The organism is Brevibacillus sp. BC25 (assembly GCF_000282075.1).
In the GTDB taxonomy this organism is placed as follows: Bacteria; Bacillota; Bacilli; order Brevibacillales; family Brevibacillaceae; genus Brevibacillus.
Map to the genome: position 1 here is coordinate 18,929 of NZ_AKIX01000005.1, position 24,422 is coordinate 43,350.

Below are 24,422 nucleotides of genomic sequence, written 5' to 3' on the forward strand. Positions count from 1 at the left end.
CATTCACCATACCATTATTTATCTCTTTTGTAAATGATTATCTAGACACGACCGGGTACGGAAACAAGTCAACCACACGCATGGTCTCCCCGCTTTCGTTGGTAAACACGACATGCTCTCTCCGAAGCTCGGTCGGACTCTCCAAGCCACATGCTGCCGCCAGCGAGAACAAGCCTTCCCTCAACTGCAAAATATAGTTCATGACACGCCACTGTTTTTCTGCCGGAACCAATGCCTCCTGGTACTTGGAATCCGTCGTAGTGACCCCTGTTGGACATTTGCCCGTATGGCATTGCATCGCCATGATGCAGCCAGTTGCAATCATGAAGCCACGCGCGGAGTTGACGCAATCCGCTCCCAATGCCATGGCGATCGCTACTTTGTCAGGGGTAACGAGCTTGCCGGAAGCAAAGATCCTGATGCGGTCCCGTACGCCGAATTTCCTCATCGTATCATCAAGAATGATGAGGGCGGCGAAAAGCGGCAAGCCCATGCCATCTGCCATTGCCTTGAACATTGCGCCTGAACCGCCCTCAGAGCCATCTACCGTGATGAAATCCGGGTAAATGGACAGCTCCAGCATTTTCTCAAAAAAATGCTCCAACCGCTTTGGATCGCCGACGACGATTTTCACTCCCACCGGCTTACCTCCCGCCTCCTGCAAACTACCGATGAAACGCAAGGCTTCATCCGGATTGGTGAGGAATTCGAAGCGGTTCGGTGAATTGACCGTTTGTCCCACAGGTACCAGCCTTGCTGCCGCGACTTTTTCCGTGACCTTGGAGCCCTCGAGATGACCTCCGCGTATTTTGGCCCCTTGATGAAATTTCAGTTCGAACGCTTTGATGTTCGGGATGCTTGCCTTTTTCTTGAATTCTTCGAGCGAAAATTTGCCCTTGTCATCACGGAAACCAAACATCCCCGGCCCGATTTGGGAAATAATATCTACGCCTGTTGAGAGGTGAACTTCTGCAACGCCACCCTCTCCTGTATTGATCCAAGAGCCGCCTGCCATACGTGCCCCATACCCAGTGGACATGATATAGTTTTCCCCCACTGCTCCAAAGGAGGTAGCTGAAGCGCCGAACATCCCTTTCATCCGCCATGGCTGCCTTCTGTTTTCGCCCACGATAATGACATCCTCGTCATGCAGCATCCACGGCTTAACCTCTTGTTCCTCGATAAACTTCTCTCTTCTTGTAAACAGTCCCTCATGGGTAATCTCATACTTTTTGCCAGGGACGACTTTCTCGTTATCTACCCGCAGCTCACTCGTCAGCCTCGGAAACATCGCGTTGGACAAATAGAAGCCGGGCTTCTCGTAATCGCGTTTTCCACCAAACGAAATCAGGTCGGTCCGGTATTTGGCCGCATAAACCATACCGACAAAGTCAGAACGGGAGAACGGTTTCCCTTCTGTATCCGATTCAAACCAATACTGGCGAAACTCAGGCCCGAGCTTTTCCAGCAAATAACGCATCCACCCCAAAAAAGGATGGGAACGAATAATGGAGTGCTTCGGTTGTTTAGACAGGGCGTACATATAACCAAAAAATAAAATGGGTGGCAGAAGAAGGATGAAGATAATGACACATAACAGAGTAGGTACCACTTGTGCTTACCCTCCCCAAACACAATATTCTAGTAAATCATGTCAAGGATAGGATGCAACAAGTTCTCTGTTTTTAATCGTATTTCTCATCATCCTCCCGTATTTGCCCATCTACGATTAATTCCAGCTCTGTTTCAAAATTCAACATGATCTCTACAGGCAGCTGTTCTGCAACCTCTGCCATGTCCGGAAGAAGCAGCGCATCCTCTAGCGTATCAGGCTTCGTCTCCAGTTGATTGTACCACTCGCGGATTTGCTCCATCATGCGGTAAAACGAAGCCTCAAACTGATTCGCATCGTCCTCCGCGTCGTCCTCGTGGCTCTTTTTCATCCGATCCCAATATTCCAGCGTCGTGCGCAGTGCTTTCTCTATGTTTGTATCCATTTATTGTCTCTCCTTTTCGTCTCTTCCTTCTCTCCCATTTAGTATGACCGTATTGATTGCACAATGCCATCTCAGGTGTAAGCCTCTCGCACCCTTCCATTTTTTTAAAATCGTTGCGTTTTTTGACACGTTTTATAGCCCGGTTGAGTCATACGAAAATGAAAAGAGGCTGTTATCCTAAATGTAGCTAGCAGCCGATTATCCGGCAATAAACCAGAGAGCTCTCTAGTGGAATAGGGGAGGATGCACCCTGTCATTACGATGGAACAATCGAAAATTATCTTTCCCGCTACTTTTCGTCTCCGTCATTTGTATCGTTGCTCTACAGTTGCCTATCACAGCCAAGGCAACGCCTGCAGATTCTGACTCCTTGCAGGCGATGATTGATCAAGCACGCCCTAACGATACCGTTACCATCCCGTATGGTTTGTACAAAGGTCCTATCCGCATTACCAAGCCGATTCAATTGGTAGCCAATGATCCAGTGAAGATCATCAATCCGACCGAAGAAGAGGCAACGCTCACGATTGAAAGCGACAATGTGAGCGTGCAAGGAATCCATATCGTGGATAAGCGAATCAACAGTGACGTAGCCGCTCTTGTCATCCGTGGCGATCAAAACTTCCTGGAGAATGTCATCGTTGAAACGAAAGGGATCGGTATTCAATTACGGCAAGCAGACTACAACACGCTGCACAACGTTCAAGTCATTGGAAAAATCAAAGGCGATGGCAGCCCCACGACCAGTTCTGGACATAATCACGGGGCACAGCCCGAAGTAAAGCCAAAGCAAACGGAAAAAGCGAGACGAGGAAACGGAATCGACCTGCGTGAATCGCATCATAACCGGTTCATTAAAAATCAGGTGACGAATGTCGAAGATGGCTTTTACGTCGAAAATAGCGATCGAAACCATCTGGAACAAAATCTGGTGACGCAATCGCGGTACGGCTACCACTTCATGGGCACCTCTGATACAACGGTCATCAACAACATTGGAATGGAAAATGTGACCGGCTCCCAGCTTATGGAGTCGCGCAAACTGACGGTTACCGGGAATCAATTTTTGAAACAGCAAAAAAATCCTGGTTCGCAAGGAATTCTTCTCATTACCGTACAGGATACGCTGGTTGCAAACAACACGATTGAGGGGAACCGCGTTGGACTGTATTTAGAGCAATCATCCGGCATTACGGTCAAAAACAATTTACTCAGTCTCAACTTTATCGGCATGCAGTTTTTGGCCTCTTCTGACAACGTATTAACCGATAATCAATTTGTCTCCAACGTCATCCAAGCGCAAGCCCAGGATAGTCAGAACAACAACTTAAACAAAAACTACTGGGACAATCTGCAAGGACTCGATGTGAACGGGGATTCCCGCAGTGATTTGCCGTACGAGATGAATCCTTTTTACCTGGGTTTGACCGACGCGGTTCCTGCCTACCAGCTGTTTTTCCAAGCCCCGGGATTCGTGTTTCTGGAAGGTTTGTTTACAAGTGGCGCAGGCTCAGCAATCAAGGACGCATCTCCTTTAATGCAACCCTCGGACACCGTGCTTATGGAATCTGGGAAAACGGGCGGTTGGGGTGCAGGGATTCTTGGACTTATCTTGTTAATAGGAAGTTGTTCGATCATTTATATAGGAGTGAGAAAATCATGAACAAAATGACAAAATGGTGCACATCAATCGGAGCAATTATCGGCATTAGCCTGCTTATGGTCGGCTGCGGAAGCGAAGAGCCGAAACCTGTAGATATCGCAGAAGGCGTAGACAAATGCGACCTTTGCAAAATGCATGTCCCTAACGATCATAATGCTACTGAAATCGTCTTAAAAGATGGAAAAGCACTGAAGTTCGATGATCTCGGCTGCATGAACAACTGGACGAAAGAAAATGGAACCGATAAAGTGGCTGTACAATTTGTCCGCGATTACTACACAGCAGAATGGACAAAAGCAGAGCAAGCGACCTACGCTTACGACAAAGACTTCAAAACACCAATGACATATGGCATCTATTCCTTCAAAGAGAAGTCTGCTGCAGACAGCTTCGTTCAGGAACAAAAGAAAGGCATTGTCATGAGTGCAGAAGAGTTGAAAAATCATAGCTGGGAAAATGGCATGAGCAAGCACATGAACAAAGACGGTCAGTCTTCCGAAGGGCAACATAATGGCGGTCACGAAAGCAAACCAGCTGATCACGGAAGCAACAGTACTACCCCAACCACACATAACTAACAGAGGGAGTGGAGTCTTTGCACATCAATCTGATTGCCAAACGAGAAGTGAAGGTAGGCTTCCGCAATCCATGGTCCTACTCGTTCATGGCTCTGTTCTCCCTGTTTAGTTTGGGACTCTTGATCATCCAATCGCAGTCCTACATGAAGGGTTATACGTATACGACAGGTACCATGCTGAATCTGATTTTGTATTTGCTGCCACTGATGACGATGCTTCTCTCCTCTTTTTCCTTGACGGCGGAAAAAGAAGAGGGAAGCTGGCAGCTCCTCTCTACCTACGCCATGACAACCTCCTCCTTCTTGTTGGGAAAATACTTGGGACAAGCACTTGTATTAGTTGCGATTGTCGCCTTCGGGTATGGGTTGTCTGGTGTAGCTGGCATGCTGTTAGGAAAAAGCTTTGCATTTTCGACGCTCTTGTTTTTGCTTGCCTTTTCCATTTGTCTCATTCTGTTATTTTTAGGTCTAGCCATGCTGATTGGCGCCATCAGTAAAAACCGTTGGCAGGCTTTGACAATGGGAGTCAGCGTCTGGTTCTTCTATATTCTTGCATGGCCTACTTTGCTCATCTCTGTGCTCAGCTTCGTCCCTTATACTTGGATCAAGCCTCTGCTTCAGCTCGCAACATTTCTCAACCCAGCGGAGTTTGTACGAATCTTTTCCGTTGCCAGATTAGGCGGTGGCTCGATCTTTGGACCTGAATACTACAAATGGGTGTACTGGGCTGATTCTCCACTTGGTGATCTCATTTTTGTCGCACTCAGTCTGCTCTGGATCAGTGCGACCTTGTTCATAGCCATCCGGGTATGGGAAAGAAGGTAATGCGATGAATATGTTAGGACTTACCATCGATCAGGTCGCCAAGGAAATCAATGGAAAAACAATTGTCCATCCATTCAGTATGAACATTGCACCCGGTCAGGTCGTCGCCTTATGCGGCGGTAACGGTGCAGGGAAAAGTACGATCTTGCGGATGCTGGTCGGTATTCTCCCTCCTTCTTCGGGAACCATTCAGCTAAACGGGTTAAACTGGAACGATAATCGCGTAGAGTATCTTCAAGAAATAGGTTATATGCCGGATCACTTTACGTTTTCTGCCGGACTTACTGCGAAAGAAACGCTCGAATTTTACGCTTCCCTGCGCAATCGCACCGCAGAAGAGGCGGATCGACTGCTGAAAATGGTGGGACTGCATGAAGTCAGAAACAAACGGGTGTCTCAGTTCTCCAAAGGTATGCAGCAGCGCCTCTTGTTTGCCCAAGCGATATTGGCAAAGCCTGCACTCGTCGTCCTCGATGAACCGACCAACGGACTCGATCCGTATTGGATGGATGCCTTTGTCGATCTCGTGCGGGAAGTAAAGCTCGCGGGTCAATCCGTTCTCTTTACGACACACCAGTTGCAGGTGGCAGATGCTGTGGCGGATCGAGCGATTTTCTTGATGAACGGGAAAATCGTGCGTGATGGGTCGATACAGGAGTACCAGCAACAGTATGGGGCAATTGGTTTGTACGGTGCCTTTTCCGAGCTTGTTCATCAGGCAAAGGTCTGAATAAAAAGACGCGGGAGACTAGATCGTTTTGATCGGCTCCCGCGTTTTTGCTATTTATAGCGACTTTGCTTCCATATAAAAGACAGATAAAAACTTTTTCACGCTAATCCGGCACTTCGTCGTTTTTTCGCCCGCCTCCAGCTCTTGCATCCGTTGGCGAATTTCTTGAAAGTCAAACAGTCGTGGTGCAAAGTGTTCAAAGGTCGGGTTGGCATAATCGGTCAACCCCAAGGAGGAAAGATGCGTAAAAGCTTGCAGGACCATCCGGCGAATCCGTTGTTCCATGGCACGCACCTCTTTGGTAATTCCATGCTCATCCAGGCTGGCATGCACCTTCAGTAGAATTTGTGTATACAGTTCCTTGAGCTGCAATTCGTGCAGCTTGTCTCCCTGTCTCTCATCCTGTACGAGCCATTCCATGATCAATAGCAGATCGGGAGCCCCGGCTTCACTCGCGATCCCTAGCTGCAAAAGCAGTTTTCTCGCTTTTTGTGCCAGAATATCCTGATCGGACGATTGACTTTTCAAGCCGCTGGTATGCGGTTCTTTGGCTTTGACATCCAAGATTTGCAATGATTTGCGGATGGTTTGCAGAGATGCTTCCAGCGACAAGTAATCCGATACCCGCTTCAGCACAGCCATGACTTCCAGGCGGTTGATCGGTTTTTGAATAAAGGTATCAATCCCCTGCAAATAAGCCTCCCCGATCATTTCCTTGTTTTCCACCTGTGACACCATGATGAAGCGACCCGCGAAGCCATCTGCCTGCAACTTTTTGATCGTTTGGATGCCATCGAGCCCCGGCATTAACAAGTCGATCAAAATAACATCGACCCCATACAGTTGATCAATCGATACGTGACTGCCGTCGCTGGCTTGCCCTACAATTTCGCCCAACCCGCTGTCTTGAATAATCCGTTCGAGCATGCGGCGCACTACAGCATCGTCTTCAATTAAAAAGAAACGTATCATTGCTTACACTCCCTCCTTTCCGAGCAATTGATCGGTCGGAATTTGTACTTCTAAGTGCGTCATTTGCTTCTGATCAGGTAAAATACGCAAGCTTCCTTGCAGGCTTTGAACAATTCCGCGGGCATGCGTCAGTCCAATTCCGGTAGATGCATTTCCCTGCTCATCGTATTTGGTCGTATACCCTGGCTGAAACACCCATTCCTGCTCTTCTAGCGGGATTCCCGGACCACTGTCAAGTACACTGAACACCAGATGACGATGAATCAGCTTCACATTCAGCTCAATCCGTCCGGACGTGGGAATCGCCTCTACCGCATTGGCTACCAGGTTGTTTAGCACGGAGAGCAGCGCATAGATTTGGCTGGTCGACAGGTTGATGTTACAGCTCCACTCTATTCGAATATCTTTTCCCAACATCTCTGCGTATTTCTGATTCGCGCGTGCAACCAACTCACACAGCTCTTTGATCGGCAGCTGTGGTGCTAGTCCCTCCTGATTAATCAGCTTGGAAATGCCCGCCAGCATCCGTTGCGAATCTTTTTTCACCTCATGTACATTCTCGGCAATCGACAAGGCCGTCGGGGATTCCGCATGATCCGAGGTGAGCAGACGCCTGTAGAGCTGGTAGCTCTCTCGCGTGATTTCCTCCAGATGCGTCATCGATTTGCGCAAGTAAAAGGCTTCTTCATACAGCTCCGTATTGATCATCCGCAGACGCTCCAACTCCTGTTGACGCACCTCTCCCACTGCCCGTAACTGCCTGATTGAAAAACTGTTGTACAAGCCGACAGCAAAAAAGCTGCGCAGGACCCCAAAAAAGAGAAGCATCAAAAAGCTTTGCCAAGTGATCGGCGGAAAATCAGTGAAATACTGCCGTACTTGGATCTCGACCACATTGGAGACGAAATCAATGGATGCACCTATCAGCCCCAGCCATAGAGGAAATTCGCGATAGCTCCGCGCACGGAGTAAATAAAACAGGACGGTAAAGCTGAAATAGTAAAAAGCGGAGGGAAGATGTGCAGCCACACTCTCCATGTACGGACGGTACGCAAAAAAGACATCCATTCCGACGCGAAATCCGAAGATAAACGTCCCTGTAAAAAATCCCGTCAACAATACAGGTACAGACGAAAACCACAACAACCCGAAAAAGAAAGCAGCGATGCCCAAGGAAAAACGAAAAGACCCTCCTACGGGGTTTACCTTCATCTCACCAAAAAAAGCAGTTGCCAGCATGATAATAAACAGGATCAAAAGGCGTTCTCGCATAGCTGCTCCTTTCGTACGGAAAAAGATCTCCTATTCTTATTTTACTAAGAATCGGAGATCTGCAAAGATAGAACGATTAAGCGTGCTTGTTTTCCAGTCGCTTGGAGACGACTGACAGCGCGTAGTTGACGACAAAGTACATCACTGCCACCATCAGGAAGGTCGGGATGACGTAGTTAACATTGCGTCCGTTGATGATTTGCGCATGGTTCATCAGCTCTGGCAATGCGATTACGACAGCCAGTGACGTATCCTTCAAGAGCGAAATGAATTGGCTCACAATCGGCGGAACCATTCTTCTGAGAGCCTGTGGCAGGACAACATTCCACAGTGTCTGGACATAATTCAGACCAGAAGAACGTGCAGCTTCAATCTGTCCTTTTTCGACCGAATTTAAACCGCTTCGTACGATTTCCGACAACATTGCTGCTTCGAAAATAACCAACGCCAGAACTGCGGCCCAAAACTTGTCCAGCTTGATTCCCACTTCCGGGAGAGCAAAATACGTAAAGAAAATAATTAACAAGAGCGGCAAATTGCGAATCAGCTCTACGATTGTCCCGAGAACGTGTGAGACTCCGGGAATTTTTGCGTAACGCAAAACCCCTACGATAATCGCAATAGTAAAGCTGAAGACAATTGACAAGAAAGCGACCTGCAAGGTGACCCAAAAGCCTTCGAGCAGGAAGGTCAAATGACTGGGCGCATAAGCTCCGGTAAAGTCCATGATGTCCCCTCCTTCTTAGCGGCTTCCAGCCAAGCGTCGCTCCAAATAACTGACGAACGCGCTCAACGGAAGGGTCAGAATCAGATAGAAAACAGCTACAAAGATGTACACATCAAAGGTAACAAATGTATCAGCGGAAATCAGATCTCCAAAATACATCAGGTCCAGACCTGCAATCACGCCTAATACCGAGGAGTTTTTTACAAGATTGATAAACTGGTTGCCCATTGGCGGGATCACGACCTTGATCGCTTGCGGCAAAATGATATAGCGCATCGTTTGTCCGTACGTCAACCCCGAGGAACGAGCGGCTTCTGTCTGTCCTTTTGGAATCGCCAGAATGCCTGCGCGGATCGTCTCCGCGATAAATGCTGCCGTATACACTGTCAAGCCGAGCGTACCTGCAATAAAAGGCTCCAGTACGATACCAATTGCCGGCAAGCCCACAAAAAAGAGGAAAACGACGAGAATCAACGGGATATTACGCACAAACTCGATATAAGCAGTAGCGATCCACTTGAGTGGTCCAATCGGAGAAATCCGAAAGATCGCAAAGAGCGTCCCTAGCGCAAAGCTCCCGACGAGAGCAAGCAGGCTCGCCTGCAAGGTGTTCCAAAAGCCTTCGAGATACATATCCATGTGATCAAACAAGATAGAAAAATCGATCATCTCTTATGCGATCCTCCTTGTGTGCAAAATTCTGTTAGGAATATAAGGGAATGAGCGGCAGAGTAAACCGCTCATTCTTATGGAGTCGAACCGCATTATTTTTTAGGTTTTGTTCCGATCCATTTTTCATAAATCTTGTCGTATTCACCGTTTTCTTTCATTTCTTTCAGCACATCGTTCACGGTTTTCACGAATTCAGCATCACCCTTGCTGATTGCAATACCGTATGGCTCTTCAGTGAAGGTCTCTTCTGTTACACGGTAATTCGGATCTTGCTTCGCCATGCCGTACAAAAGAGCGTTATCAGTTGTCAGCGCGTCACCTTGACCAGCTTTGAGTGCTGTGAAGGCTTCCGCGTAGTTTTCAAATTCAAGTACTTCTACATCAGGAGCACTCGCTCTGATGTTTTTCGCAGAAGTAGAACCTTTTGCGGTCACGATCTTCATGCCTTTTTGTAAGTCTTTCAGACCGTTGATTGAGGTGTCCTTTTTCACCAAGAAAGATTGACCTGCCAGGAAGTATACGTCAGAGAAGTCTACTTCTTTTTTGCGGTCTTCTGTAATGGTCATCGTTGCGATGATCGCGTCAATTTCTCCGTTTTTCAGCATCGGGATACGCGTTTTGGAGGTTACTTCCTTCAGCTCAATTTTGTTTTCGTCCCCGAGCACTTTCTTCGCAATTGCCTTCGCAATATCGATATCGAAGCCTTCTACATTTCCGGTTGCCGGGTCTTTCAAGCCGAACAGGTTCAGGTCGTACTTAACTCCGACTACGAATTTGTCTCTTTCTTTGATTTTTGCCAATGTGCCTGTACCCGCTGCAGCTGGTGTACCTTTTGCGCCGCCTTCTGTTGTACTACCCCCACCACAGCCTGCCAACGCAGTTGCGCTCAGCATCAGAACGAGACCCATCCCTGCTACTTTTTTCCAAAGCTTGTTTGCTTTCATCTGAATACCCCTTTTCTCTATCGTTTTATTTTTTTAGTGATTCAAAATCCGACTCAAGAACAAACGTGCACGCTCTTCACGCGGACTTGCGAAAAACTCCTCTGGTGTAGAATCTTCAAGAATCGTTCCCTGATCCATAAACACGATGCGATCTGCCACTTCGCGGGCAAAGCCCATTTCGTGCGTCACGACCACCATCGTCATGCCTTCCTTCGCCAGCTTCTTCATGACGTCGAGAACTTCGCCGATCGTCTCGGGGTCAAGAGCAGAGGTAGGTTCGTCAAACAACATGATTTTTGGTCGCATGGCCAGTCCGCGTGCGATCGCTACGCGTTGCTGTTGACCGCCAGATAGTTGCGTTGGGAACATTTCTGCCTTTTCCGGAATCCCTACCTTTTCCAAATAGTAGAGAGCGGTTTCTTCGGCTTCCTTCTGCGATACGCCCAGTACCTTGGTTGGTGCCAGCGTAATGTTTTGCAATACGGTCTTGTGCGGGTATAGATTGAAGTGCTGGAACACCATGCCGATGTCCCGACGCAGCTTGTTGATATCGGTGTTTTTATCGTTCACTTTTACCCCGTCTACCACTAGTTCTCCGCTTGTAACCGTTTCCAATCTGTTGATGCAGCGAACCATCGTGCTTTTACCCGATCCTGACGGGCCAATGACCACGACGACTTCTCCCTGGTTGATGTGCAGGTTGATGTTCTTGAGGACATGAAAGCTTCCGTAATGTTTATTTACTTGATGAAAACTGATCAACCTTAAATCCCCCTTGCTCTATGTCTTATTTTGTATACTAATGTCGAACTACTCAAAACTACTGAAAAAGACAAAGAAAAGTTTTTCTGTTTAAAATTTTCTAATAAAACACAATAAAAAAACGAAGTGAACCTACCAGGCAAATGGGAGCCAATATATCATGTAAGACCTGAATGGAGGCCGGCCTATGAAAGAGGAAGATGTGAAACCTTGGCTCATCCGGATGCGCCAAGGAGAGGAAGAAGCTTTTCAAGAAGTCTATCGAGCAACTCGCACGTACGTCTACAACCTGATCTATTTTCTGGCGCCGCACAAACAGGATGTAGACGACATGATGAGTGAAGTGTACGTGGAGTTGATTCGAAGCATCGACAGGTACGATGTGGAGCAGCCCTTTATCCCATGGTTCAACGGATTGATTGTACGACAGGTTCGCAACTGGAATCGAAGCATTTGGCGAAGATTCCGCCTGCTGGAGCGGGTAAAGGAAAAAGGCTACGAAGCACCTGTTGCAGGGATGGAGGATAAGCTGGGGGCGATCAGTGATGAGCTGGAGGTCATTCCCGCCGTAGAGAAATTATCCTTCAAGCTCAAGGAAATCGTCGTACTGCGTTATTATCAAAACTGTTCCTTGGAGGAAATTGCCGCGATTCTCCAAATCCCTCTCGGAACGGTGAAATCGAGACATCACTTGGCGATGAAAAAGTTGAGAGAGCATTTTGAGCATCGAATTAATCGTGAGGAGGCATCTTTTCATGTTCATTGAGGAAAAGTTGAGAAAAGAGTATACACAGGTTGCAGGGAAGCTCCAGATTGATCCTTCACTGGACAGCAAAATCGAACGAATAGCCAAAAATGAGTTGGCTGGCAAATGGCGTTTGCACAAAGGGATTCGCTTTCGTCCAAAGCTGGTACATGTTGCAGCAGCGTTCACCCTGCTTACTGGTTTTGGTTATGTGACACACAGCTTGTTGTACAAAATTGATGAAGGCTCTGTCCGTATGGAAGTTCAAGCCCATAAGGATTTTACATTGACGCAAATCACCCCTGAGGAAATACGACTGGAATTGGCAAACGTAGAGAACAAACTGGCAACAGGCGAGACCGCCCTCGTCTATTTCGCAGCGCTGGAAAAAGAGAAACACCCTCTCTTTCAACAAAACCCCATGATCGGCATAGGAAAGCCGGATGTCGTGAAAGATTGGAAGGCATGGACTGCCGTCCTCAGTGAAGAAGCTTCTCTCTCACATGCCTTGCCACACGAGCTTCCTGACAGCTTTTCATTCCTTGAGGGTAAACAAGGTACCCCCTATGGTGTCATGATGGGTCAAGAAGGACAGCAGTGGCTGCATGAGCTTCAAGAAGAAAGCAAGGAAACAGGAAAAAATGTCGTATGGAAAGTCGTTCCACAAGCAACTTCTCCAATCGAGGCGTATACGAGCCTGTATGAGAACGAGCAAAAAGAACGCATCTTTGTCACGGTAGAGAAATTCCCGAAAGAACAGCTAGATGTACAATTGAGCACGCCAGAAACAACGAAATACGACGCAGTAACTGTCAGCGGAAAAAAAGCGCATTACACGAAAAACGACCAGTTTTTGTTTAGCGAATCCGGTCAGTATCAAGAGCTGTCCTGGTTGGATCAAGATGGAGAGCAACCGATTATGTATCGTGTAGCTACTGATTCGCCAACAGTTTCCAAAGAAATGCTAATCCAGACAGCAAAAGCAAGCCAGCAGTAACAATGCGAAAAGCCAGCCCTCTCTTGCTTTGTATCTGCAAAAGAGGACTGGCTGCTTTTTTGTTTTCGTCACAAGGGATTATCCCCGCAGGCGGTTCACCCAGAAGCCGCCCTTCAAATGTTTCGGCTCAAAAGAGATCACGAATGCTTTTGGCGCAATCTCATGAATGAGGTTCCACAGTTTTTTCTCGTTGCTGCGCTTCGTCAACACTTGCATCATGAGACGATGTCCGTCGCGCCCCTCTGCTACCCAGGAAGTAACACCAAAGCCGTGTTCACGCAGCTTCACAGGAACCTCCAAGTCAACGGAATCCACAACGACTTGCAGCGTGACATAGCCCAAGGCCAAATACTCCTCGATCTTGCTGCCGATGAATACACCCATTCCCCAACCGATACAGTAGGCTGCGAGATTGATCGGATTGTCCAGGTTGTCGAGAACAATCTCCAACCCTTTCAAATACACGAATACTTCCACCATCGCCAATAGGGATGCCAACACCCGATAGCCCTTGATTACCATCAGCAGTCGCAGCGTAAAAAACGAAACGTACAAAATGTTGATCCCGATGATGATCAAAACAAACGCCAAGCCCATTACTCTCCTACCCCCACCCAGACCGGGTACCATGATGATTTTGCAATCGTGATAATCATATAATTGAAGGTATTTTTATAAAAGCGGTAAAATTCGGCTATCAAAGAATTTTTCCCTATAAATTCACCTCCCTTTCTATTCCGTATAAACCTTGTTGTTTTGTAAAACAGTAAACATCGAGATCACTTATTTTTACATAGGAAAGCTGGCTGAAAATCTTCTTTGTTTCAGACTGTAAGTAGAGGAGAGTAAAAAATGACTCGATTTTTAATCAAGACTGCTGTTAACGGCATTATTGTTGTCACTTGTTTATGGTGGTTTGCAAATGCATCCTGGACTTCCGCTATTTTAACGGCACTCGGTTTGACCGTCATCGCCTATCTGATTGGCGATCAATTGATATTACGAGCTACCAATAATGTTACGGCCACGATCGCAGATGCAGTGATCGCTGCTATTTACTTATGGGCAGTTGCCAGATGGCTGAATTGGCCACTAAGTTTTGGCGAGTTAATGATTACGGTTGCCCTTTTAGGCGTGGCAGAACTTGCGTACCATCGCTTTTTGGGAATATACGACAATAATCGTATCAAGAAAGAACCTGGAAATTAATTCACGGGATATATCCCGTCCCCCTCGTTAACCATATCTTTGGGTTACATCACAAAGTTAGGAGAACCCGAATGGATATCAAAACTCTACTGAGTACTGGGAGGACGTTAATGGGTATTTTATCAGGCAATCCTCAGAATGAACCGATGCATTATGGTGAGGTTTTTGGAGTATGGATGTATCTTGCAACGACAAAGGGATTGATTGCTGCTTATCAAACAGCGCTCAACCATACTGGGGATCATGATCTGAAAAGCTTCCTCGAAGACATTACGCGAAGCATGAAACAAGAAGTGGAACAACTGGATGAATTGCTTAAAGTAAATGGGATTGGATTGCCTCCTACACCGCCGGATCGTCCTATAGCTAATTTGGAGAGCATTCCTGCCGGTGCTCGTATCAACGACCCTGAAATCGCTACCGGTATTTCAAGAGACATTGCAGCCGGTATGGTTACTTGCAGTCAAATAATGGCTCAATCCATTCGAGAAGATATCGGAATGCTTTTTGGTCAGTACCATGTTGCAAAAGCCCAATTTGGCCTCAGATTGCTCCGCATTTTAAAAGAAAAAGGCTGGTTAGTTCCGCCGCCACTTCATATACAAGTGCCAGAACTTGTCCATGCCTAAACTTGAGGATAAGCACTGCCTGATTGGTAGTGCTTATCGTTTTTCACTATTTTCATTTTGTCGGTTAGTGGGTAGCGTGCTCGTACAATTTCCGCACGAACTCCTCCATCAATTCCCGCTTGGCCAACAGCCCAAGCATCTGTTGAGGCAAGCCTTCTACTCCGTAATAAGCACCTGCCAATTGACCGTAGACAGCTCCCGTCGTATCCGCATCATCACCGAGGTTTACCGCTAGGAAAAGGCCTTCTTCAAAAGAACTACTGGAATAAAAAGCCCAAAGCGCCGCTTCAAGCGAATCGACGACATATCCCGATCCTTTGATCTCTTTTCTAGTTTTCTCTTTGTAGGAGCCATTCGCGACACAGGCGATATCAGGATCAAGCGGTTGCTTTTCCCATAGATCAGCTACAGGAGAGAACGAATCAGCAAGCAACTCCTCTTTAGAAATACCCTGTAGAGCCCCCAGCAGCAATGCCCCGAAAAAACGACAGCCGTCTACTGCCTTTGCCGTCGCGTGAGTGGTTCGAGAACTTTGTGCACAATATTCAATAGCGAGCGCCGGTTGATTGGCATAATAGAGCGGGACAGGCGCTAGCCTCATAATCGAGCCATTCCCTGCCGACATCGGATGATCCGATCCGCTGAACGGATTTTTCGTCTGTTCAAAGCGCCACAGCGCTTCTTTGGTGATGTTCCCGATATCGAAGCAATGATCCTTGCAGCTCATATACCCCGTTCGAAACCAGGCTACGTATCGGTTCATCTGATCAACTGGATCAAATCCATTTTTCGTAATCAAGCTCTCAGCCAGGCACAGCGCCATCGATGTATCATCCGTCCATTCTCCTGGCTTTAAATCGAAAGGCCCTCCCCCGACCATTTCTGTAAGCGGCTCGAAAGTACCCGGTTTTCGAAATTCTAAAGTAGTGCCGAGTGCATCTCCAACGGCCAACCCTAGCAAACTTCCAGCATAGCGGTCACGCAGTTCCACACGTATCCACACCTTTTTCGGAATTATCAGTTCACATCAAACAAAGCATCTGGCAATCACATTTTGACCGACATATTGCTCGTTCAATTCATCCGTCGCTACCTTTTCTTCTGTGCTCGCAAGCGTGATAATCTGCGGCAAAACCAGCTTGTAACGGTCCTCCATCACGGTTTCAAGAAAGTACTGTTCCTCTTCGTCCCACAAAAGAATTCCTGCTAAAATTCTGGTCTCCACACAGATCCCCTCCATTTTTTTCTCTTTTGAATATGTACGAAAGACGGGTACAATGACCCGCCTTCAAGTGCCTTACGTAATTTGTAATGTGTATACTTACTGCTCTTTTTTCAGGCGTGCATCCAGAACAAAGTTGCCGAATGGCAGTAATGAAGCGATAAATGCCCCGATCACTTTCAAGAAGGACCACTTATTGGTCATTGTAACATGTGCCAACGCCAAAATATACAAGACAAAAAACAATCCATGAAGCGATCCAGCAATTTTTACTGCGGCTGGATAATCCCAAAAATACTTAAGCGGCATAGCAATCCCGAGAAGTACCAAATACGAGATACCTTCGATCAGGCCGATGAGACGGAAACGTCCGAGGGCAGAATTCATCATGTGCGGGTACCATCCTTGACTTTGAAATTATTACTATTATAAACGAAAAACTATCATAATGATGAAAATAGTCCAATGTTCATAATATATACAAAATCAACGGCCCCAAGCTTCTTCTCGGATGCGTTCCATCCAGCGCATCTCTGCGTGCAAATGCTCAATGGCACCGATCAGAATCGTTCGTGCTCCCCAGCTAAGCCTCTCTCTTCTTTCCTCCTGGATCGATTCCAATAATCCAGCTAACCGTCTTACCTCCTGAATGTTACCTTCAAGCGCCTCATCCATTTTCTGTGGATCACCGTACGAAGCAAAAGTAAGAGCCGCGTAGATCGGATTGGTCAGCTGCATTGGTTTTTGCAGTTCTTCCAAGAGAAGCTGTTGGAATTGCTCTTCCCCTTTTTGCGTGATCCCATACATCGTCTTATCTGGGCGGCTAGTCTCACGAATGACTTCTTTGACCTCAATCATCCCGCTCTTTTCCAGTTGGTCGAAGGCATAGTAGAGGGAGCCTTTGGCGTATTTCATGTAGCAATCCATTCCCCTGGCCTTCACCTGCTGCTGAACCTCGTAGGGATGCTTATCCCCTTCCATGAGCAATCCCAGAACAAGCAATTTTAGACTCATGACGATTCTCCTCTACCCGCGTTCCGGTTTCGGTGCCGAAGGCGATTTCCCCAGCGCCCGATCATTTCCCATCAGTAAAATGCACACGAGAGCAAGAACAGCAGGAATGAGCGCCCACATAAACGTATTCGCAATCGAAGAAGCGAGAATATCGATCATTTGATCCAAAACAGGAGCCGGAATGGATTCGCGCGCTTCTGGTGTCAAAATCGCTCGCGGGTCTGTAATGGCATTCGTCATCCCTTGACCCCCGAAGGCTGAGAACATGCCGTTTTCAAACGAATTACGTTGCAAGATACCAAACACGGTGATTCCCAATGTCATCCCCAATGAACGGGAAAAAGAGTTCGTCGAACTGGCCGATCCTCTTTGACGCATATCAAAGCCATGAATCGCAGAAATTCCCAAGGTGGAGAAAGAGAAGCCCACACCAAACCCGGCAATCACCATATAAAGCGTAACGATCGAACGAGGAATATCAGGCGTCAGTGTACTCAATAGGAAAATACCTGGTATGAAAAAGACTGCGGACAGAAGCATAATATTACGGAAGCTGGTCTTCGTCGTCAAAAATCCGCCTAGCTGGCTACCAGCAACTGAGCCGAGCATCATCGGTGTCAACAGCAATCCGGCATTCGTCGCTGATCCACCATATACCCCTTGGATAAAAATCGGCAGGTACACCGTAGCGATAATGAAAGCAGCTCCATACAACAGTGCAATCGCATTTGTCGCGGCAAATAACCGCTTCTTGAACATGGAGAACGAAATAATCGGATCAGATGCCCGCTTCTCGACAAATAGAAAAATCACAAACAACAAGAAAAAGGAAGAAAGCAATCCAATAATCTGCATCGAATCCCACGCGTATTGATTGCCGCCCAGCTCCAACGCAAACATCAGACTCACTACAGCACCGACCAGCGTAATCGCTCCCCACCAGTCAATGCTCTGCTTGCGGTATTCCAGAGACTCCTTGTAATACATCGAGATCAACCAGAGGGACACAGCACCAATCGGTACATTGATGTAAAAGATCCAATGCCAGCTGACATATTCTGTAATATACGCACCCAGCAAAGGTCCAAATACGCTGGACGTACCGAATACAGCTCCGAAAAGTCCCGTCATCTTTCCACGCTTCTCCGGCGGGAATACGTCAAAAATAATCGTGAAGGCAATCGGCATCAGCGCTCCGCCGCCAATCCCTTGAATCGCCCGATAAATACTCAACTCAACGATGCTGTTTGCCGTCCCGCATAAAATGGACCCTAACAAAAATACGATGAGACCAAATATGTAAAAACGTTTTCGCCCATACATATCCGAGAGTTTACCGAAGATCGGCATCCCCGCCATCGTAGCGACCATGTACGCTGATGTCACCCAAACAAACTTATCCATGCCGCCCATCTCACCAACAATCGTAGCCATCGCCGTCGCAACAATGGTATTGTCCATGGAAGCCATCAGGAGACCAAGCAGCAGCCCCGCTACTACCCTATTCACTTTACTTTCTCTTGCAATCATTGCTTCACCCTCCTGAGTGGTCAAATCAAAGTACTATACGTTATTATATTCAAATTTGACTACTTATCGAAAAAAACTGCTCCTTTTCGCGGAGCAATTTTTCGTAATCTATTATCGCCCGAACGGTGACGCGCTGAATGGCGATGGCTGCTGGGCTTGATTGCCCTTCCCCATTTTATACGCTGCTTCTGACATCGGCTCCACTGTCGGCTTAATCTCTCCGGTGAATGGATTCTTATCATAGGGCATGTTAAATGTCCGTGTCCCGTCGCTCTTACGCAGCAAAGAACCATCCGACAGCCTCACCCAACTACTTCCTGGTCCTCCCTCGTCTACGACGTAGAGGCCGTTATCGTCCCAGGCCGGATATGTTGGCACCTTATTTACCGGAGGACGTGCCGTCTGTTTCTTGACTGATTTTGTCGCGGTTTTCGTCTTTTGTGTTTTCTTCTTCGGTGTGTTCGTTTTAGCAACTGCTACCGCTTTTGCTTTTGGTTTGACTTCGCTTTGTTTCTGCGCTGACGCTTGTACAGGTACTGACACTGCCACAGGCTTTTCAACCGGATAGGCCGAAACATTTGCGTTGCGCGGACCTTGATTGGCCAAATCCATAGCAGGCATTGCAGTACCTGCTTTTTGCGAGACAGATGCTGTTTTTGTATCGGTTCGTCCATCTGTTTTTACTGCGTGAATCAGTGTCGGCCACAAATAGGCGTTAAAGCCTAGTAAAGCGACCATCAAGGAAATACCTACGATTTTTTTCATAATAAGGACTCCTATGACTGAATGATTATGGTAATAGAGCAATGACTTCTGGCCTATATCAAAAGTTTAGACGATTGGAAGAAAAAAGAAAACACCTTACATAAACAAACTCCTTCTCATGTAGGTCTTGAGAAGGAGTTTGTTTTGAAGGAGATTCATTTCAAGGCAGCTTCTTGCTTCTGAGAATGTTGTTTGATTAGCTCAATGGTGTGATCAAGCAAGTTTTTGCCTCCCGTTTTTCCGTGTCCAGGTACAACGGTTTCGACCTGTGGATATTTTTTGATTACCTTCTGAACGGAGTCATCCCATTGTTCTACATTGGCATCTGAAAGATTCCCGAGGTCCTTAGCATCTAATGATTTGACGAAGCATCCACCGAATAATATTTTGGATTGGGGAAGCCAAACGGTAATGTTATCACTCGAATGCCCTTCCCCAGGATAATAGGCTTCTAAGATGGTGTCGCCTACCTTTATAACTGGCTTTTCATCAAGTGTCGGATTGGGCGAAGGATATCCATATTCTTTCGCTAATTTTGCCGTCAAACGTGTACTGCGTACATCTATTTTTTGATGGAGTAACGCACGGATACCTGAAATGCTGTCATCATGTGCATGTGTAATCAGCGCCAGAACAACGTCTTTCTTCCAATGCTTCTTAATCATCTGTAATAGCTCTTCCGTTTTTTGGGTGTCCCCCCATGTTGTATCAATCAGGACGACTCCTTTGGACGTAGAAACGATTAAGCCATTGTGGTAGGTTGTGCCATTCCATTCATTATAGGATGTATGTAACCATACTTTGTCATTTAATTTTGTTAACACAATGCTTTTCCCTGTTTTAAACATCTAAGCGATATCCATATCGCGGAATCGTCGTGATTTGCTGCCCGAAGCGCCGAAGCTTTTTCCTTAATCGATAGACGAGCGCATTGACTTCCACTCGTCCGACATCCGGGACATTACCCTCATGCAGCATTCGCTCTGGCCAGACTGTCAGCATAATTTCTTCAAAACTAACGGCCTGGTTCGCCTTTTGGTAGAGAAGCTTCAGCAAATCCATATCTTTTCCGGTCAAATGCAGTCTAGTCCCGTCGAGACGAACTTCTCTTCTCTCCAGATGAAACTCCAAACCTGGCAAAAGCGAATCGCTCTTTGGCTGCGTGAGAGGGAGCTCCACCGTATCATCCAGTCTATTGACCTCTCGTAAAAAGACGAGCTCTGCTATCCCTTTTGACAAGCTTATTTGATCGCCGTGACGAAGAATGTGAAACGAATAATGAAGGGGCGTCCCGTTTACCTCTGTGCCATGCTTGCTTTCCAGATCGATAATCTTGTAATCGTTCCCGATCCTTTGAAAGGCTGCATGCATTCTCGAAATGTACGGACTATTAAATGTAATGTCCAGTTGAAAGCTTGTCCCCTTCCGCCCAATTGTACAGCGATCCTTGGTGAGATATTTGCGCGTGGCAAATTGGTTGAGGTCCCCTTTTTTTACGAGTAAGTATGCACCGTTGTCGATCATCTGGTGATCACCTCGCTTGTTGATCTATTACGGTTTTGTAGCCGTCAGTGCGTCAACAGCAACCTTGGTAGCTTCAGCAATGAGCGCATCATCATAAGTGGCGTCCTGTTTATCTCTGCTAGACAGCACTGCAATGACAATGGGCTTTTTATTCGATGGCCATATGATACCTATATCGTTTCGCGTTCCGTAGCTTGCGGCTCCCGTCTTATCTCCGACCTTCCAGTCTTTGGGGACGCCCGCCCGAATCAGCTTGTCTCCCGTCGTGTTGCCTTGCAGCCACTCGATAAGAATCGTCTGCTTCTCCGCCGACAGTGCATCCCCTACCGTATAGGCTCGTAGGCTCGTTGCAAGTGCTTTCGGTGTGCTTGTATCGCGAATATCTTCTGGTTTAGCCTCATTCAATTCCGTCTCATAGCGCTCGGATGTCGTAACACTATCACCAATCTGTCTCAGAGCTGATTCAAAGCCTTTAGGTCCACCCAATTCTTTGAACAACAGATTTCCCGCCGTGTTGTCACTATAGCGAACCGCGGCGTCTGCAACCTCGCGAAGAGTCATCCCGGTCGCTACGTGTTTTTCTGTGATGGGTGAATAAGTAACGAGATCGTCCTTGGTGTAAGTGATGACTTTGTCTAGCTCTTCCAACGGTTTCTGATGCAAGACTGCACCTGCGGCTAAAGCCTTGTACGTAGAGGCAAAAGCGAATCGTTCATCTTCGCGATAAGCAACTGCCAAATCTGTTTCGGTATCGATCGCATATACGCCGAGCCTCGCATCAAACTTCTTTTCCAGCGCAGCGAACTTTAGATCCATTGCAGATGCTGGCGTTTCCGTTTTTACGACAGGTGCTTCTGGAGAAGAGCAACCAGTGAGCGTGAGAAGCGTGAGAAAAATCGTTTTCACTGTGAATCCGATCATTTTAGAATGGTGAACTCTCATAGACGACAAACCTCTTTCTAGGAAGATAACAACTATAGCTTACATCAGTAATATCGTATTACGTTTGTAATCACCTGATTTCACGATAATATTACACGCGTAATCCACCAGTGTCAATCTCCTTTTTCCTGCAAGGATAAGCACTACATCCATCCTTTCTTGAAAAAAAGACGCCCTTTCAAGAAAACTGGATAACCGTAAATGGTTTTTCCAAGTCAGCTTGAAAGGGCGTGCTTTATTTTTTAGGATGATCAGTCGATGCTTGTTTCGCATCCAATATGGAACGCAGCTCCTGAATCTCCTCGTCCGATAAGGATTCCTTCTGGATGAACTGAACCAGCATCGATTTTAGAGCTCCGCTATAAATCCGCTCCAGAAAGGACTGTGCCTCGGCGTGCTGGCATTCATTTTGCGAGTACAACGGATAAAACGTATAGACTCTTTGGTTTTGATTGACTCCAACAGCATTTTTTTGAACCAAACGATTCAAAAGAGTACGTACTGTTTTTGGGTTCCAATCCGTTTGACCTTCCAAGGAGGAAATTATTTCGTTGGCCGTCAGCGGTGACCTTCCCCATAGCACATTCATCACTCGCCATTCCGCTTCTGAAATACTTGGCATGGATGTAGACATGAAGTCTCCCCCTTTCGATAATCATGACTGAAAGAACAAAGGCTAGTAGAGACCTTTCGCTTTCAAAATAGACAAGGTGATTTCTGCTGCTGCAGGTCCATTCGCGTCATCTTCGTTTTGTATATTTGTAGCAAAGAAGTAGGTGCCTTCCTCGTTCTCTACATATCCGACGAACCAACCGTTCACATCTTTTTGATTGACGCTGCCTGTACCTGTTTTCCCGGAAAGAAACGAACCCGCCTTTTCCGATAACCGGATGGAGTCTTTCACCGTCTGGATATTGTTTTCTTGAAAGCCAAACTGGTTCGTATAGAACGCTTTTAATAATTGTACCTGCTCCACCGGAGAAATCTTCAAGGAAGATTCTATCCAATATTCGCCGATTCCACCAGATGTATTGTAATTCCCGTAGTTCAATTGTTCCAGAAAAGCTTGCAACGTATCCGGAGAGATGCTCTTATCCACCTCTTTAAAATACCAGGTCGTGGAGTTTCGCATCGCTGTAAATAGATCTTGATCCCGGTTCCACTGCTCATATGGATAGTGGATTCTATCCCATTTTAACAGAGTATCTTCGCTCGAAATCACATTGGCCTCCAAACCAAACAAGGAGAGAAAAATCTTGTAGGTGGAGTTCGGTGAAACTCGTTGTGTACTTGCTGCCTCGTTGTAAATCCGATACTGATCGGCTTTCAAATCATATAAGACAAAACTACCTTCAAAGCCACGGAAATAGTTGTCTAAATCCTCGTAAATCGTTCGATCATGTTGAAAATGATAGCGGCTGCGATCATCGGCTAATGCGGAACCAACAAGAACCTGACTGACAACCAAGACGCCCATCATGAAAAAAATGGCTGTACTTTTCAACTGCAACAGCTTTGATTCAGCCTTGTGGGAAGCGATTTTCTCGATTCGTTTTTTAACGGCCTTCTTGGAACCGTTTAACTGACTCGCCAAAACGACATTTTCGATTCGACTTTCTTTATCCAAAAACTTAATGATGGTATGACCATATTCCAGATAATTTCGCTTGTCTAAAAAGTTCAATACAGCTACATCACAAGCAATTTCACGGTCCACTCTCATTTCCCGAAAAGCCAGCCAAACCAATGGATGGAACCAATACAAAAGCTGATACACGACAGTCACATAGTTCATGACGATATCATGGTTTTTTTGGTGCATGAGTTCATGCAAAAAGATATACTTCATTTCATTGATCGACAGCCATTCATCAAAATGACTGGGAAGAACAACATACGTCGTAAAAACGCCAAACGTCATCGGAGATTTGACGTGCTTGGATTCTGCTAACACGATGTTCCGATTTATTTTTACATCCTTCTTGCATTGTTCAAATATATCGATGATTTCTTGATTGGTGATTACAGAAGCTGTTCGCTTGATCTGCTGGATTTTTAACCAGGCTGATAACGTGATCGAAGCACAAACGATCATGCCGACTACCCATATGCTGACGAGAATCGTAGGAAAGGAGTCAGGTGTATAGCGATTTACCGACAACGTTAAATCCTGTACCCAATTCACATTTTCAAACACAGGAGCTTGCGCAGCGAGCGTCGAGCTGCCGGCTGCATTACGCTGATTCATGCCTGAGACAAATAGATTTCCAAAATCAAAAAAGTAATTCGGAATAAAGACTGGCGTCAAAGCGACCAGCAAGAGAAACCACAAATTGTACTGCCATCTAGCCGACAGCTGGGTGCGAAATAGTTTTCGAATCAAGAAAATTAGCGCGATCGTGCAGGAAGAAACGATCAAGCTAATCACCATATAATTGACGAACATGCTACCTGTCTCCCTCCCTTCTTACATAGGGCCATCTAGATAAAAATAGAATCCGCATCAACTCTCCAGAGCAACAGGAACGCTCTTCAACCTGACAGGATTCTTCTCTTCGCTGAGCACAATTAGTTTCATTATGTCAAAAACGAGTTCACGATACAAGCTATCGCCGATTGGAAGAAAAAAGAAAACACCTTCTCGAAAATTGGTCAAGACCCCGTTTAGTGGACATTAAGAAAAACACCTAGGCTGTAAGCTGGC

At 46.5% G+C, this 24,422-nt stretch carries 28 protein-coding genes; 8 read left to right on the forward strand and 20 right to left on the reverse strand.

Annotated features, from left to right (window positions below):
• Nucleotides 1-37: 37 nt before the first annotated feature.
• The gene (locus PMI05_RS00660; protein WP_007715933.1) at nt 38-1,612 is read right to left on the reverse strand and encodes an FMN-binding glutamate synthase family protein; all 1,575 of its coding nucleotides are present in this window, start codon (nt 1,610-1,612) and stop codon (nt 38-40) included.
• A gap of 73 nt (nt 1,613-1,685) precedes the next feature.
• Nucleotides 1,686-1,997, reverse strand: a complete 312-nt coding sequence (locus PMI05_RS00665; RefSeq protein ID WP_007715935.1) for a hypothetical protein — start codon at nt 1,995-1,997, stop codon at nt 1,686-1,688.
• Nucleotides 1,998-2,367: 370 nt separating this feature from the next.
• Between PMI05_RS00665 and PMI05_RS00670 the strand changes: the two genes are divergently transcribed.
• From PMI05_RS00670 to PMI05_RS00685, 4 genes are read left to right on the forward strand one after another with little or no spacing between them, the layout of a single operon-like run.
• Nucleotides 2,368-3,660 carry a NosD domain-containing protein gene (locus PMI05_RS00670; protein ID WP_039959918.1) on the forward strand — a complete coding sequence of 431 codons (1,293 nt, stop codon included), beginning with the start codon at nt 2,368-2,370 and terminating at the stop codon, nt 3,658-3,660.
• The gene (locus PMI05_RS00675) at nt 3,657-4,238 is read left to right on the forward strand and encodes a nitrous oxide reductase accessory protein NosL (protein ID WP_007715937.1); all 582 of its coding nucleotides are present in this window, start codon (nt 3,657-3,659) and stop codon (nt 4,236-4,238) included. Before PMI05_RS00670 ends, PMI05_RS00675 begins: the two co-directional genes overlap by 4 nt.
• Nucleotides 4,239-4,255: 17 nt before the next feature.
• Entirely contained in the window at nt 4,256-5,062 is an 807-nt protein-coding gene (locus PMI05_RS00680) for an ABC transporter permease (protein WP_007715938.1), read from the forward strand.
• A 4-nt stretch (nt 5,063-5,066) separates the two neighbouring features.
• The gene (locus tag PMI05_RS00685) at nt 5,067-5,792 is read left to right on the forward strand and encodes an ABC transporter ATP-binding protein (RefSeq protein WP_007715939.1); all 726 of its coding nucleotides are present in this window, start codon (nt 5,067-5,069) and stop codon (nt 5,790-5,792) included.
• Nucleotides 5,793-5,846: 54 nt separating this feature from the next.
• Here PMI05_RS00685 and PMI05_RS00690 read toward each other — a convergent pair whose 3' ends face one another.
• The 6 genes from PMI05_RS00690 to PMI05_RS00715 form a co-directional block, all read right to left on the reverse strand.
• Nucleotides 5,847-6,764 carry a response regulator gene (locus PMI05_RS00690; RefSeq protein WP_007715940.1) on the reverse strand — a complete coding sequence of 306 codons (918 nt, stop codon included), beginning with the start codon at nt 6,762-6,764 and terminating at the stop codon, nt 5,847-5,849.
• A gap of 3 nt (nt 6,765-6,767) precedes the next feature.
• The gene (locus tag PMI05_RS00695; RefSeq protein ID WP_007715941.1) at nt 6,768-8,036 is read right to left on the reverse strand and encodes a sensor histidine kinase; all 1,269 of its coding nucleotides are present in this window, start codon (nt 8,034-8,036) and stop codon (nt 6,768-6,770) included.
• 76 nt (nt 8,037-8,112) lie between these two features.
• Nucleotides 8,113-8,763, reverse strand: a complete 651-nt coding sequence (locus tag PMI05_RS00700; RefSeq protein WP_007715942.1) for an amino acid ABC transporter permease — start codon at nt 8,761-8,763, stop codon at nt 8,113-8,115.
• Nucleotides 8,764-8,778: 15 nt separating this feature from the next.
• The gene (locus PMI05_RS00705; protein WP_007715946.1) at nt 8,779-9,432 is read right to left on the reverse strand and encodes an amino acid ABC transporter permease; all 654 of its coding nucleotides are present in this window, start codon (nt 9,430-9,432) and stop codon (nt 8,779-8,781) included.
• Between the two features lie 95 nt (nt 9,433-9,527).
• Nucleotides 9,528-10,379, reverse strand: coding sequence for a transporter substrate-binding domain-containing protein (locus PMI05_RS00710; RefSeq protein ID WP_007715948.1), 852 nt, complete (start codon nt 10,377-10,379; stop codon nt 9,528-9,530).
• A gap of 33 nt (nt 10,380-10,412) precedes the next feature.
• Nucleotides 10,413-11,141 carry an amino acid ABC transporter ATP-binding protein gene (locus tag PMI05_RS00715; RefSeq protein ID WP_007715956.1) on the reverse strand — a complete coding sequence of 243 codons (729 nt, stop codon included), beginning with the start codon at nt 11,139-11,141 and terminating at the stop codon, nt 10,413-10,415.
• A 187-nt stretch (nt 11,142-11,328) separates the two neighbouring features.
• On the opposite strand from PMI05_RS00715, the gene PMI05_RS00720 reads away from it, so the two are divergent.
• Nucleotides 11,329-11,907, forward strand: coding sequence for a sigma-70 family RNA polymerase sigma factor (locus PMI05_RS00720; protein ID WP_007715958.1), 579 nt, complete (start codon nt 11,329-11,331; stop codon nt 11,905-11,907).
• Entirely contained in the window at nt 11,897-12,883 is a 987-nt protein-coding gene (locus PMI05_RS00725; protein WP_007715965.1) for a hypothetical protein, read from the forward strand. The genes PMI05_RS00720 and PMI05_RS00725 overlap by 11 nt, the downstream gene beginning before the upstream one ends.
• A 78-nt stretch (nt 12,884-12,961) precedes the next feature.
• Here PMI05_RS00725 and PMI05_RS00730 read toward each other — a convergent pair whose 3' ends face one another.
• Nucleotides 12,962-13,480: a DUF2179 domain-containing protein gene (locus tag PMI05_RS00730; RefSeq protein ID WP_007715966.1), complete on the reverse strand. Its 519-nt coding sequence runs from the start codon at nt 13,478-13,480 to the stop codon at nt 12,962-12,964.
• Between the two features lie 255 nt (nt 13,481-13,735).
• On the opposite strand from PMI05_RS00730, the gene PMI05_RS00735 reads away from it, so the two are divergent.
• Together PMI05_RS00735 and PMI05_RS00740 are read left to right on the forward strand one after the other, a co-directional pair.
• Nucleotides 13,736-14,092 carry a DUF2512 family protein gene (locus PMI05_RS00735; protein WP_007715967.1) on the forward strand — a complete coding sequence of 119 codons (357 nt, stop codon included), beginning with the start codon at nt 13,736-13,738 and terminating at the stop codon, nt 14,090-14,092.
• A 110-nt stretch (nt 14,093-14,202) separates the two neighbouring features.
• Nucleotides 14,203-14,721: a DUF3231 family protein gene (locus PMI05_RS00740; protein WP_039959913.1), complete on the forward strand. Its 519-nt coding sequence runs from the start codon at nt 14,203-14,205 to the stop codon at nt 14,719-14,721.
• Between the two features lie 64 nt (nt 14,722-14,785).
• Here the strand turns inward: PMI05_RS00740 and PMI05_RS00745 are convergent, their stop codons facing one another.
• The 11 genes from PMI05_RS00745 to PMI05_RS00795 all read right to left on the reverse strand — a co-directional run bounded on the left by PMI05_RS00745 (nt 14,786) and on the right by PMI05_RS00795 (nt 24,164).
• Nucleotides 14,786-15,712: an ADP-ribosylglycohydrolase family protein gene (locus PMI05_RS00745; RefSeq protein ID WP_007715970.1), complete on the reverse strand. Its 927-nt coding sequence runs from the start codon at nt 15,710-15,712 to the stop codon at nt 14,786-14,788.
• Nucleotides 15,713-15,748: 36 nt separating this feature from the next.
• Nucleotides 15,749-15,946: a hypothetical protein gene (locus PMI05_RS00750; RefSeq protein WP_007715974.1), complete on the reverse strand. Its 198-nt coding sequence runs from the start codon at nt 15,944-15,946 to the stop codon at nt 15,749-15,751.
• Nucleotides 15,947-16,042: 96 nt separating this feature from the next.
• A complete protein-coding gene (locus tag PMI05_RS00755) occupies nt 16,043-16,333 on the reverse strand; it encodes a DUF3817 domain-containing protein (RefSeq protein ID WP_007715976.1) in 291 nt (96 codons plus the stop codon).
• 96 nt (nt 16,334-16,429) lie between these two features.
• Entirely contained in the window at nt 16,430-16,957 is a 528-nt protein-coding gene (locus tag PMI05_RS00760; RefSeq protein ID WP_007715978.1) for a PadR family transcriptional regulator, read from the reverse strand.
• A 12-nt stretch (nt 16,958-16,969) separates the two neighbouring features.
• Complete coding sequence (locus tag PMI05_RS00765) at nt 16,970-18,487, reverse strand: MDR family MFS transporter (protein WP_007715980.1); 1,518 nt, start codon at nt 18,485-18,487, stop codon at nt 16,970-16,972.
• Nucleotides 18,488-18,598: 111 nt separating this feature from the next.
• Entirely contained in the window at nt 18,599-19,252 is a 654-nt protein-coding gene (locus PMI05_RS00770) for a hypothetical protein (RefSeq protein ID WP_007715982.1), read from the reverse strand.
• 155 nt (nt 19,253-19,407) lie between these two features.
• Entirely contained in the window at nt 19,408-20,076 is a 669-nt protein-coding gene (gene bla, locus PMI05_RS00775) for a subclass B1 metallo-beta-lactamase (RefSeq protein ID WP_238543226.1), read from the reverse strand.
• Between the two features lie 16 nt (nt 20,077-20,092).
• The gene (locus PMI05_RS00780) at nt 20,093-20,776 is read right to left on the reverse strand and encodes an FHA domain-containing protein (protein WP_007715986.1); all 684 of its coding nucleotides are present in this window, start codon (nt 20,774-20,776) and stop codon (nt 20,093-20,095) included.
• Nucleotides 20,777-20,803: 27 nt separating this feature from the next.
• Entirely contained in the window at nt 20,804-21,718 is a 915-nt protein-coding gene (blaBBI, locus tag PMI05_RS00785) for a BBI family class A beta-lactamase (protein ID WP_007715988.1), read from the reverse strand.
• A gap of 235 nt (nt 21,719-21,953) precedes the next feature.
• Nucleotides 21,954-22,352, reverse strand: a complete 399-nt coding sequence (gene blaI, locus PMI05_RS00790; protein WP_007715990.1) for a penicillinase repressor BlaI — start codon at nt 22,350-22,352, stop codon at nt 21,954-21,956.
• A gap of 42 nt (nt 22,353-22,394) precedes the next feature.
• The gene (locus PMI05_RS00795) at nt 22,395-24,164 is read right to left on the reverse strand and encodes a BlaR1 family beta-lactam sensor/signal transducer (RefSeq protein WP_007715992.1); all 1,770 of its coding nucleotides are present in this window, start codon (nt 24,162-24,164) and stop codon (nt 22,395-22,397) included.
• Nucleotides 24,165-24,422 lie beyond the last annotated feature (258 nt).